General features: G+C 51.7%; 1 protein-coding gene. It reads right to left on the bottom strand.

All coding sequences use genetic code 11. The features are described from left to right. Positions 1-215: 215 nt before the first annotated feature. A complete protein-coding gene (locus THS27_RS12270; protein WP_085591253.1) occupies positions 216-14,264 on the bottom strand; it encodes a filamentous hemagglutinin N-terminal domain-containing protein in 14,049 nt (4,682 codons plus the stop codon). Positions 14,265-14,267 lie beyond the last annotated feature (3 nt).

Consider the following 14,267-nt stretch of genomic DNA (forward strand, 5'->3'; position numbering starts at 1 on the left):
CGGCACCGAATTGGTGGTCGCTGCAAACGAAAAATCCGACGTTGGTGTCAACGACATGCTGCCATGACGCTCGGCCAGAACAGCGCGCGGCTTGCTATAAAACAGTGGCAGATTTGCACCCGCTGTTTCGGTTTTTGTCGCACCGTTCGTTTTGCTTTGCTTAGCCAAGGTATTCCTCACATTTCAGGTTAGTATTATGTAATGCCCGATATGACTTATTGGTCGTTCGACTGGATCAGATCGGTATCATCTGACTGACCACCAATCACACCAGGCTGATCACCACCCTCGGTCGTTGTGCCGGTTGCCCCATCGCCAGTCGCCGTTCCGCCACTCGATGCAGCCCCGTTGCCACCTGCAATCCCGCTGGAACCTGACGGCGGTGTAACCACAACGCCTGCTCCGGTCGAACCACTAACCGGTGTTGTAATCACGGTCGGGCTTGGTGCCACTGACAGATTTGTTGGTGCGGTTCCGACATTCAATACCGTCGGAGCAGCAAAGGCACCCACAACGTTCGGCGTAATGCCCGTACTCGTGGTGTTCAGATTGAACAGCGCATCAACCTGAGGGGTGCTTGGCGGCTTGGGCAATGGTGTTGTTTTGGTTGCTGCGGGCGGCAAATCGCGGTTCCGCCAGAAAGCATCGTTGATGTAATACGGCGCAAACTTTAACGGGCCAATTTCGTAGGAGGCATCAAAACCGGTAATGCCCCCAATGGTTCCGTAAAGGTTGGCCGTACGTGCCGTCGCAACATTAAGCGATTTTACATCAATTTTCTGGTCGCTAGTGCCTTCTTTGGACCCGATACGAATATCACCCGTTCCCGATGTCATGACCAAATTGGTATTTTTGCCAATCAAACCCGCAATCGTAATGTCATCGCCACTACGAATGGTGACATTGCCCGACGGCAGCGTCGCAATAACACCCGAAATCGATTGCGGCTTAACCGCAATTTCATCCAGAGGATCGGTGTCATCAACCAGTTTCAGGGTCCCAAGTTTAATCGGGCCGTTGCTGGCCGTGATATTGGCTGGCAACAGAAGCTTAAGGCCCCCGGTATAAACAAGGCCGTCAATGACCGAAATATTCGCCGTGCGGGCAAATTCGGTCACCCCGTTTACGCCTGCATTGATGGTCAGCATTCCCAAAGCATTGGTATTGCCAAGGGCGTAATCAAAGTGAGTGGTGGTATTGCCGCCATTCAGGTTTAACTTCAGCGTCAGATCCGCATGTGCAACGCTGTTCACTGTTCCCTTAAGGGACAAAGTACCATCTTGCGTGTTGATTGTGGTGTCGTCGTCAATCCAGGATGCCCCGGTAACGGTGAAATCACTGCCAACCTGGTAAGTCCCGTTCAGGGTCGTAACACCGGTATAATCCTGTGCATTTGTGGTTGTCACGTCATGGACAGAAATCGTGCTGCCCGAAACGGTCATGTTATTTACGTTGGTCGCAGCACCAGCAATAGAAACCGCCCCCGTCCCGGCTTTCATAACCACAATGTCACTGCCGCCATCAAGTGTACCCGTCAGGGTGATATTCCCGTTGGCTGCACTGGTATCAAACGTGGTGGTCTGGGTTTCCGGTAACCCGAATGTCACGATTTGGGCCGCCAAAGAAGCAGCACCATCAATCTGGATGGAGCCTGCCGTCAGGTTATTGAGAATACGGGTCGCCCCGGTATAGGACTGCGCCCCTTTGGTGGTGACAGCATTTACCGTAATATTGGGTGCTGTCAGTGCCAGAGTCGAACCCTGAGCATTATCGGCGTAAGCGCCATTAAACTCGATCGCCGAAGCGGCATTGACAGTTAACTGAGAGCCATTCCCAGTAATCGTTCCTAAGAAACGCACCAATCCGCCTTCGTTGTCGTCCAGTGCCTTGATGCTTGAAGCACCGGCTTTAAGATATGCGTCACCATCAATTTTAATATCGCCGATTTCAGTTTCAATCGAGCTCGGCAAGGCAATACGACGACCACCATTCTGTTTGAAGTCTTCATAAACATTGACATTGGCAGCCGAGGCAAAAACGATCTGACCATCCGTTGGTGCGTCATTCTGACTGCTCGTCGAGGTCAGAACAATGCTGTTCAACAAACGGGTTCCGCCAAGCGCGCCATTGAAATTGATCGTGCCGTAACCGGAATTGATTTCCAGACCCTGATAGTTTTGCCCGTCACTGTCGACGGCACCGTCAAAGGTCACATTACTGTTGTTTGACGATGTATTTACCGTTGTTGAGGTTCCCAGCAAGGTCGCACCCGCAACCTTGAAGTCACCACCGGAGATATAAGTGCCCCCTCCCAGCGTGGTCGTGCCGGTATAGGTCTGTGTGCCTGAAGTGGTCACATTACCGACCGTTATATTACCACCGGTAAGGGCGATCTGGGAAATGTGCGAGGTGGCCGAACCGATCCCAACGTCTCCGGCCCCGGCATTAACCGTAAGCGCCGTCCCCGTCTGGTCATCTTTGCCGGTGACACTGCCCGTGATTTTGACATCACCGCCATTGGTGGATGCCAGCGTCATGGTATTTGCGCCAAGAATGGCATTTCCGTTAATGGAAATGGCCGATGCAGTCAGGTTACCATTCAGGGTCGTGGTGCCGGTATAGCTCTGGCTGCCACCTGTCGTCAGGGCGTCAGTCGAAATATTGGCTGCTGTAACCTCAAGGCTGGCAACCGTATTGCCACCACTCAAGGCGTTGCTTAGGGCCACATCGCCGCCCATAACAGTAACGACAAGTTTCCTGCTCTCATTATTTGGCCCGTCTTCGAGCCAGACATCATGAAGGTCCACATCAAGGCTTGATGTGCCCGTTACGTAAATGTCGCCATCATGCGTTTCAAGATGGCCAGTTGAGCTGTTGGCCTTGTAGCTGGTGTAAATATTGCCCGTACCGGTTACCGTGGCGTTCAGTGTATTTACATCCGTCGAGAAGCTTTGTTCTTCGGTGCCGATCCCGGTAAAACTGGTAAGGGTTAACACGTTGGCCGTTACCACCGACTGGTCACCATCAAATTTGATCGCACCCTGCGTTGCCGTAAGCGCTACAGTGCCGGTCTGCCCGGAATTGATCGTACCAACCGTCACATCACCAGTAGTTGCCGTAATACGTGCGGTGTGGTTCTCGCCATTCGTCGTAATGGTTGCACCGGATACGCCGACATCGTTGGTCAGGGACACGTCATTATAGGCAGACAGATTAGCCTTGGTCAGCGCGCCGGTGTTGCTCACAACCAGTGCCGAGTTGGTATCACCTTCAAGAAGCTGCACATTCAATGCCTTGGCGGTACTGTTCAAAGTGGTCGTGCCACCTTGTGAACCGCTATAGATTTGAATGCCGCTGGCCCCTGTCGCTTCAAGGGTCAATTTACGCGGGTCAACATTGGTCGAGACAATATCTTTAACGCCATTCAGATATATGGCCGTCGCCGAAACCGTATCTGCCAGCGTCAATGTACCAGAAGTTGACAGCATCAGTTTGTCCAGGGTCCTGCCGGTAACGGCATCCCCCCAGGTAATATCCCCTTGGGAATAAACCATAACAGATGTCATCGCCTGGCCGTTTATCTTGTCCAGGCTCAGCGTGTCAGTTCCGCCGTTACGGATGGCGATAACAGAACCGTCACTCCCCGTGGTTGCCTCAAGGTTTTTGATAATAACCTGCAATGGCTTGCGAACGGAATTATCGCCGCTCTCACCGTCTTCCCAGGTAAGGGCACCCACGTTGTTTTTGGCATCCAGTGTCAAGGTCCCGGCCATGATAACCGTCGAATTATCGCTGCGTGCGCTCAGGATCGAACCATTGGTTGCTTTTAGTTTAACCGTTGATGTCGATGGTTGCGTATCGGTGTCAAACGAGGTAGCCCCTGCCAGAACAGAGTTAACCGAGATGTCACCGTCACCTGCCGTCACATCAATGGTTTCGCCATCTTTCTTTGCGACAACGTTGGTCAGTGTCACAGCGTTGGTTGCCGAAAATAACAGCGAACCATCATCCAGCGACAAGGCATTCTGGCTTGTCCCCAGCGTGACACCCGCAGCATTATTGTCATCAATATACACATCACCAGCGGCAATATTACCGATGATTTGAGAAACCGTAGTCGACAAGTGGCGCTCGGTTGTGCCAACGCCTGTACCGGCATTAACCTCAAGCGAGGAACCCACGATGCGGGTTGCATCAATGGCGTCGTCAACCACACTGCCATTCGTTGAAGTCAGCGTGATCTGACCGTCGGACGACGAGCCTTTGGCATTAATATTGCCCAGGATCAGATCGCCACCAGAGCCCGCTGTCGAAATGGTGATGTTCCCTGCCGTTGAAGCACTTCCTGCACCCGAAACCGCATTGGCAACCAGAATGGTGGCCCCCTGCGATCCCTTGATCGAAATATTACCACCATTTGTCGACACAGACGAAAAGGTGCCATCAACTTCAGAACGCAGGTAAACACCGGCTTGGACATTTGTTGCCGATACCAGCACGCGCTGACCACTGGCGGCAATGGCATTGTCAGCCGTCCCTACGCCATTCGCGCCCGTCAGACGCACCTCAAACGCGCCAAGGGCACTGCTGGCATTCCCGGCATAAATCGCGCCATTTTGTGCTGTCAGGTTAATCTTGCCGTTATTGCCACCCGCAACCACACCGTTCGCGCCATTACTATCGCCAATGGTGATGTTACCCGATTTTGCCAAAACGATAATATCGTTCCCAACCGCATCCTGGCCCACAGACAAATCGGTCAGGGCAATATTGCCGTTCGACACGATGTCAATTGCACCATTGGCTGTCTTCGCCACAAGTTTGTTCGACATACCGTTCTGGGCATTCAGGTAAATACTGCCTGTGCCGGTCACATCTGCGGTGAATTCCCCTGCACCACTTCCCGACAATTGCAGGCGCGATGTATTCGACCCGATACCGTCCGATGCCGAAAGCGAAATATTACCGCTATTTAAGGAAAGTGTCGCGCCCACACCGGTATAGATATGGCCATTCGATGCCGTCAATGTCAGGTTTTTACCAGAGCCATAAGACAATGCATCGACGGTCAGATCGCCAGACGAAATCGTAACGCTTAGATCGCCAGTCGTCGTAATGTTGTTCAAAGCAAGGGCCGAGGCATTAGTGACATTAATGCCCCCACTTTGCGACGACGCTTCCAGCGTTTTGCTATCCATCTTAAGGGACGTTCCAGACGAACCAATCGCGGCACCGCTACCCTGGGCGGTCAGTTTGACGGACCCCGCCGTAATCAGGGAATTGCCATCTACAGCGGTAATATCCCCATAGTACCTGAGATCATCCTGCCCAAGATTATCCGGATTTTGATAAGAAGCCGAAAGGTTTACTGATCCATTTTCGCCGGTATTGAGGGTTCCGACTTTCAGTGCTTCGATTGCTTTATAGGAAAAATCAAGCCCGGTAGTGTCGGTTACATTGCTCAGTGTGGTGATTCGACTACCATCCGAAACAGACCATGTAAGGTTCGTCGCCTCTATCGAAACAGTGCCTGTGCTATAATCGCTGTTGGTTTTATTGTTGCTGCGATCAATTGAAAGTTTGGACAAGTCACCTTCTGACTTAACGAAAATATCGCCAGGGCTTCTTAAGTCCAGATCTGTCGCTGTTGTTTTTACAATGGCCCCAGTGCTACCAATATAGTCGCTGGTTGCGGAAATTATCAGCTTGCCTGCCGTAATCAACGTATCCGAACTTGCGACTACGGCACCATTGCCTGAGGTTAAGCTGACGGTTGCGGTGCCAGCATTAATATTCCCCGTCGTCAGTGTTCCTGTCGAAGTTGAACTGGTTCCGGCTGACAAGGTTACGTCAGAAGTTGCCGAAACACTGGTCACCGTTAACCCGTAGGTCTCCGCAATATTGACAGAGCCTGTCGCACCCCGGTCATTGGTGGTCGCCGAAATTTGATCTAATGTGGTCGTGCCATTTCCATTTGCGGTCATTGAAATGGCGCTGACATTACCAATGGAACCCGAAGCGATTAGCGTAACATGAGCCGTATCTGACAACGAACCGCTCAGGATCGACCCACCGGTATTTTCAAAATAGAAATCGCCACCTTCTATCGAAACCTTTCCAAGGGCGACATCACCGGTGGTGTTCACCACCTTGGCATTGCCGTTACGTGCCGTCAGCGTTTCAAAGTTGGTGCGTCCGCTCAGGGCAATATCAACGTCATTATCAGCCGAAACGGTGAGTTCCCCACCATCAATGTAAATGGTCTTCTCACTGGTGCCGACTGATCCGTCGGAACTCAGGTTCACAATCGCAGCATTTATGGTCGTTTCGGGGGCATTGTCGCCATAGAGACTACCACCATTACTCGTTGCCGTAAGCTCACCAATCCCGTTAAGGTTGATATCCTTGATTGTAACGTCACCCCCACCGGTAAGTGACAGCGTTAGACCGGTATTATCGTCAATCGTGGTATATTCAGTTCCGTTTGCCGAAGATACCAGCCCCGAAACAAGTATGTTTTCCCCGTTCGGATTATTGGGTGCCCCAAGGATACGAATTGTCGCATCGGTGCTGCCATTCGTTGTCATGGCAAGATTGCTCAGCAACCGGTCATTTACAATATAAATGTCGCTGGATGTATTGGTCGACAGGTCTGCTACCGTCAGCTTAAGAGAGGAGCCATCGCTTCCCAGCACGGCATCGCCCTTGGTATTAAACGTTGCAGTACCCGCTGTAATATGGTTGTCGGTGGCACCAGTAATATTAGCCGGGCTGGTAAGCGTAACAGAACCGCTTAACCCGGTATCAATTGTACCAATGACCTGTGCGCGCTTGGTATTAAGATTAAAGATCAGCCCTGCGTCCGCATCCTTAACCTGGTTAACATTCGTAGTGCCGTTATCCGTAACATCAAAGGTCAAACCAGAGGACGTCAAAATATAAACAGGCGCATCCTCCCCGCCGGTTTCCTGATCCGACGTCAAAGACAGCGATGCAAGATGTGTGTCTTTGTTATCAACATAAACATTCGCATGCGTGTTCAGCGTCAGGTCTTTGGTTGTGGTTTTAATATGGGCTGTTGCTTCGGCACCATCCACACCAATTGATCCCGTCGAGACCAGCTTAATGCTGCGACCAGACAAAGCTGAACTGTTATAGGCAGAAATATTGTGGTCGGCACCCGTGGTCGTTATCGTAAGGGACCGCCCGTCACCGACAGCAAGTGTGCCGACCGCGATGTTGCGATCACTCGTAAAGTTAACATTCAGTCCGCTATCTTCAGTCAGATTAACCAGCTGCATGAGCGAGCCGGTATCGTTAATCGACAGTGAAAGCCCGTGCGACTGAAGGTCGTAGACATAATGAGTGTCCGCACGATGGTTTGCCGTCACATCAAGAGAATACAGATCTGACGCATTCGACAAAATAATATCGCCGCCAGCATCTACCGTCAGATTGGACGTTTTAGTTTTCAAGGCATTGCTGGTAACACCTATGTTCCCATCAGCCACACTCAAGTTCACGTCTCTGGCCGAAACGCCATTGGCGCCATCACTGGTCAAATTACCGTTGGTAACCTTAAGATTAATCGAACCATCATCGCTCGTGACCGACAGATCGGAAACGGTCAAATTGCCGTTGGTAACTTCCAGATTAATCGAACCATCATCGCTCGTGACCGACAGATCGGAAACGGCCAAATCCCCGGAATTCGACAGCATCACCGAGCTTTTAACGCTGCCCGACAGTTTATTTACATCGACCGTAAAATAGCCCGACGAAGACCGACCAACATTCCCGCCATTCAATGTCAGCTGGTCTGCCGTAATTACCGTGCTGCCCGATACCGCCCTGATAGAGTTGTCCCCGGCATTCAGGGTAAATTTGCCGCTCCCGACATCGACCTTGGTAACGGTAACTGTTTTCGCCGCCGTAATTTCAAGATCCAGCCCGGATTGGATAATATTGTCAAGCAAAAGCCCATTGTTATCGGAATAGTAATCGGTCGCAGAAAAATCCAGGCCTGTGCTGGTGATGGTGTAGCTAATACTGTTTGAACTATCAGCTTGATCAACATTCGCCCGATCAAGGTCCAGTTTAAGGCTGTCAAGAGTGGCGTTATTGGTAACCTTGACCTTATAGCTGGAATGAATCGACAGGTTTTGGGTTGAGGTCTTTACATCGACGGACTCGTACGAATTCAGCGTCACGCTTCCGGCCGTAATGACGTTACTGCCAGAAGATATCGACCCATCATTACCTTGGTCAGATGCCTGGCCGGTTGTCGTCAAGGAAACAGAACCGGTAGAAGACGTACCCGCTGTCACGGTGCCAACATTAAGGTGACGATCCGTAACCAAGGCAAAATCCAAAGCACTACCGGAAGTTAAATCCAAGGTCAGATCACTTCCGGAATCGGTAAGGGTAAGGCCCATATCTGTGAATTTATAGACCTGGGTGCCGGAACCTGTATGGCGAAGATCAAGACTAAGGGCCGACAATGTGGCACCACTGTCATTGTCAATATAGACATTCCCTTTCGAGACAATGGAAATACCAGCCGTTTTCAACTGCAACGATTTTTCTGCACTGCCAATCGCCCCATTTGATCCCCCGGAAGACGTCTTGAGAACAACCTGGCCAGCCTCGAGTGTGCCGGTCTCGGCGGCTTGAATGTTGCTAAGCGCACCCGAACCGGTAGTGACAAGCGTTACCGTTCCGCTGGCTTTAACATCGCCCACAACAATGTTCTTGGCCGATGTCAAACTGAAATCCGTTATTACAGCGTTTTCATCTGCCATACCGATCGTCAATTTCCCGGCGCCGTCATCGGTAACCAAGACAGGCGAATTTGTACCAAAATCGAAAATATTCTGCGTCGATACAGAACTATTAGTACTGGTCACATCGAGATGCGTTAACGTCTTTAAATTGGAAACCCGAACATCGCCACCTGCCGCAACCGACAGCTTTGCGGTATCAAGATCAAGGGCATTGCCATCGGCGCCGATATCACCACTGGCCCCTGCTGTAAGGCTGACACTGCCTGCTGTAACTTTGGTGTTGGTATGATCACCGTCATCGAAAATGGAACCCGATGTTTTAATATCAGCCTTGCCAGAGCCAAGGGCCACCTGGCCCAATACAACATCGTTAACCGCCGTGAAGGAGAAATCCAGCGATGAACCGCCAGTGACATTACCAACAGTAAGAACCGAATTTGCAGAAGAAATAGCAAAACTTTGCCCGTTAGCACCAACTTTTACATCATCCGCCAGTGTCGATTTGGCATCAATTGAAAGTTTGGTCAGCGTATTCGATGACGTAAAGGAAATACCATTAGCCGCGGTCAAGGCCACATCGGTCGCACTTGAAAGAATGTTACCAATAGAACCGGATTTGGCATCAAGAACCAGTTTGGCGGCGTCAAGTGAAGAAACATCAGCGCGGTTGATAGAGCCACTTTTCGCGACGAGGGTTAATGCCCCGGCGCCGCTGGCAACAGAAATATCTTTTACCGTTAAGTCGCCATTGCCAAGCGTATATGATGCAGAAGCCCCACCGGCCTGCATCGCAATCGTCGTTGCACCCGAGCCCGATGTCAGGATCGAACCACCGGCCTGAAGATCAAGTTGCGCCGCAGATACAGTAAAGACATTGCTGTAATCACCGTCGCTATCGCGACCAATGTCGCCCGATGTAACGTTAACAGTGGCGCTACCACTTCCGGCATTAATCGAGCCATCACTTCCCCCAAGAAGGGAACCGTCTTTTACGGTCAGGGTAAGGTTATGATCATTGGTCTTAACCTGCCCCGCCAAAATGACATCGCCATGGTTGGCGGTCAGAACAATATCACCTGCGGCATTAAGCGACTTAACAGACAGGGCCCCGACATAATTAGACGAACCGGTCGGGTTCCTGACATCAATATAGATCCCGCCATTGTTCGCACTTGCGCTAAGGGATTGAGCCATCAAAGAAAGATTATGATCACTGTCACCGATATGCGTTCCGGCAGAAAGTGTGATGGAATTTGCAAGCACGTTCGTCGCACTCTCGCCGTCATCTTTGATGGCACCAGTAGATTTAAGTATAATCGAATTACTGGTGCTATAGCTGACATCAAGCGCCCCAACCGACAGATCGGCATCGGTACTGATGCCAAATGTCAGACCAGACAGATCAAACACTTTGTCAAGATGATAGCCCGTCTCAAGGTTGTGGCTCAGCGCAAATTCCAGTCCCTGTGCTTCAATCGCATACAGATTGGCGTGCTCGGAATCGGCATTACCAAGTGTCAGTGAGAATTTATCAAGGTCCGAGATATCGCGGAAATAAACGTCCGACCCGGCGTTCAGGGTAACGTCATCAGCGATCACTTCGACAGAAGCACTGCTGGTACCAATTGCTTTTTGCGCTGTCAGCGACAAGCTGCCACTGGTTGCAATACGGGTATTTGCATTGCCGTCATCTGCAATGTTACCGCCTGCCTTCAAGGTGACCTTTGCGTTAGATGTACCAACCTGCCCGACAATAAGGTTGCTGTCGGTCTCAAAGGAAACCGTCTTCAGATTCGCACTGGTAAGGTTACTCACCGAGACCGAGGTTCCATCGTCTGATACGGCAAATGCCAAATGATCCGATGTTAGCGAGATTGTATTTTGGGATTGATTTGCACTGTGGGTGTTGTCAATCGAAAGATCCGTCAGCGTAGAATTGATATTCTTAAGGTAAATATCACCGATATTTTCAATATCAAGAACCGTCGAATAGATATTAAGCGCGTGTGTAGACGAACCAATCGCACCCTTGGCATTCAAAGTCAGTGACGGGGCGGTGATGCTGTTATCGCCATCAAGTGCAACCAGAGCGCCGCCTTCTGCTGTGAGAGAAACCTTTGGCAGGGAAGAAGAACTCCCTCCCCCAGGCATGTTTGAATCATCTGTCTCAGGAACCGCCTGAAGGTCGATTTTTCCAATCGTCATATCACCGGCTTTGTTGGTAATCTCGATTGAACTGGTCGACAGGCCAGTCTGAACATTCTTGACCGTCAACGCATCCGTTTCAACGATCTCAAGGTTTTTGCTGGCACCCACGGTCGTAATATCAACCGTATTAACCGTGGTTGTCAGACTATTAGTTGAATTATTAGACGCAGATGCCAAAACAGTAGCCGAAACCACCAGATCGTCGCCCTTTAGATCATCGGCATTAACATAACCGTTGGTCAGCGTAAGGGTAACGTCACCCTCGGCGCCGGCATCCAGCGCATCAATATCAAGGAATGCAGCCGTCTCCGGGGTTGCGGCAGAATCAACCACAATTGCAATATTACCCGAATTGCCACTGCTTGACCCACTATAGGTATCGTGCCCGATATCATTGATTTTGGTGCTGGTATGAGTGGTCAGCCCGATCTCGCCATTTGCGGCCTGAACCTTCTTGAAGGTCACCGTTCCACTTGTCGCTGTCGCGTCAAGATAGATATTATTTGCAGCGAATAAACTAAGTTCACGGGCGTTGGTGGAAAGTGCGCGCCCGGATTTCCCTAGGCTGCCTTTGTCGCCCTCGCCCGCCTGCAAAGTCAGCTTTGCGGCATCGATAAAAGTTGAATCATCACCGTCATCAACAACATCGTTGCCAAACGACGCTATCCCAATCTCACCCGCGCCAACCGAAACATGTCCAAGTGTTATCCTATATGTCGAAGCCACAAGGGACGTAAACTCGGCCCCGCCGCCTGCGACAAAATTGACAACAGAAAGGCCGCTATCGTCCGCATCATTGTTATAAATACGAATACCGCCCGTTTCGGTGGTCACATTCAAGGTGCTAATATCTGTCGCAAGAGCCTGATTGCCGCCCGAGACGCCCGTAATGCCATCACGCGCGGCAATGGTCAAAGCACTGGCCGTAACTTTGCCACCTTCTGCTCCGGCTATCGATCCCTTGCTCGCTGTTAGCGAAACATCGCCCGCGCCAACATTGATGGTGCCAAGGGTCAGACTTTTTTCACCGCTAAAGGTGAAATTCAGACTAGAGGTGTGGGTTAAAATTGTGTTCAGAACATAGGCATCAGCGGTATCGGTCAGATCAAAAGACTGGAATTCTTGACTTGTTGTAAGCTGATAGGTCTGGGTATCGGTTGACAACAAATGATCGAGCGAAAGATTAAGCGATTTCAAGGGCGCGGAAACGTTGACGAAAAAGCTTCCCCCCGCGTTGATTTCAAGATCATCAACCTTCACGCTAATGGCGTTACCAGATGCGCCAATATTGCCCGTCCCCGTCGACAATTTCGCTGACTTACCAGACAGATATGACGCATTGATCGATCCGGCAATCGACGTAAGGGTTATGTTGCCACTGGTTGTTTTACCAGTAGCATAAAGCCCACCTTTAAGCTGAATATCGCGGGCAGCCAGCACCGTGATGTTCCCGGCAGCAGATACGGGCCCCGGGTTACCATCACCATTTGAAAAAAGCTGACCGATATTGGTAATCGACGCGCCCGGCGATGTTGCCTGCAACACAATGTCACCGCCCTGGGTGACAATTTTGTAGCTCGCGTCAGAAAACGTAATGCCACCCAGCCCGGTTGATCGCAGAGTAAAGCTGTGCCCGCTGGTCGTTTGCAAACTGAGGTCGGTACTGACCGTAATCAGACCGGTTGATTCAAGAACAATGTTGGTCGTTCCGGCAATTCCTTCAAGAACACCGGCAGATATTGTGTTCGCCCCGTTGTTATCGTCATTCTCTGCAACAGTGCCGTCGCCAGCCACGCCATCCAGACTACCACCTGCCCCGGCAACAATCGTCAGGCTATCAGGGTCAAGCAGGAAAGTCCCGGTATCACCATTAAGGGCTGTCAAATCAACCGTGCCGGTCAATTTGACACCCTTGTGGCTCGACACCTCGGCAAAGCCGCCATTGCCGCCCGTAGCCCCGCCCTTTGCCGAAATACTACCGGCAAAGTTCGTCAGAGTTTCAGACAAAACAGTGATAGTGCCACCGTCACCGCTGGTGATTGCATCCGCTTTCAGGCTAGCTGTTTTCGCAATGCTGACCGTGTTGGACCACGCGCCCGTGCCCCGGCCTTTGGCGCCGTCGCCTTCGCTGCCAATCGCCACAAGGCCACCGCCTGCATCGCCCGAGGCATCCATGCTGGCGCCGCTGGCAACCGCAATTTTTTCACCGGTGGCGACAATGCTGCCGCCGGTTTCGCCGCTATCATCGCCGGTCGCCTTGATGCTGCCGCTGGCGACAACGGTGCCGTTGTCGCCACCAGACAGAATAATCCGGCCATTGGCACTTGAAACACTGTTGGCCTGGATCACACCGCTGGTGTTAATCACGTTATCAATAACGTCCTTGACCGCACGCGCAGAAATCGACACCACGCCGCCATCGGCGATGATCGAACCACTATTGCTAACCAGCGCGTCAACCGGATTGCCATCCGTCCCAACCGGGGCAGTATCGACGTCCGATCCCACACCAAAACTAAGCAGCCCGTCGCCATGGAAATCGAGCGAAAAGGTTTTCGCCCCGCCAAGAGCGACCTTGCCCAGGCGCGCATGAATCACACCCGCGTTTTGCACATTCGGCGCCACAAGAGCGGCCAGACCGGCATCGCGAATGCTGATATCCCCGGCATTGACGATGCTAGCCGACGGATTGGCCGACGCAATGTCAAAATTGTAATTACCGCTCATGAAGTCGGCGTCACGGATATTGGCTGTGGTGGCAACAAGCCCCCCCACATCGACGCGCGATCCCTTGCCAAACACCACCCCGTTGGGGTTGACCAGCATCACCGTGCCGTTGGCGGTAATGGTGCCAAAAATAGCCGAAGGATCATTACCGACCACGCGGTTCAAAATCACACTGCTGGAGCCGGGCTGCTGGAAATTGACCGTATTGCCACTGCCAACGTTAAAGCTTTGCCAGTTTACAATCGCCGAGTTCGACCCCTGCACCACATTGAGCGTATCAGAAGACGGCTGCGCAATGCTGACATCCCCGCCCATAACCGTTCCGCCCTGAGGCAAAGCCGACTGGGCCTGTGCCGGATGAGCCGTTGCATAAAAGAACGAGCCCAGTGCAGTTGCACCGGCAAGAATGTTAAACGGCGTCAGCCCTTTGCCCGAATGCTTGCGCGCGGGGGCCAAAGCCTCACCCGTTGCGCGCACCGCAGATGACCGGCTGTGGGCTGATTTCGAAGGACGACGTGACGGATTGGAAAAGCTGTTCTTGCTCATGAA

This window comes from Thalassospira sp. MCCC 1A01428 (assembly GCF_002115825.1).
Lineage (GTDB): Bacteria > Pseudomonadota > Alphaproteobacteria > Rhodospirillales > Thalassospiraceae > Thalassospira.

Excerpts from the sequence above, each read along its gene's own strand:
- THS27_RS12270 (WP_085591253.1), bottom strand. The coding sequence starts at position 14,264 with ATGAGCAAGAACAGCTTTTCCAATCCGTCACGTCGTCCTTCGAAATCA.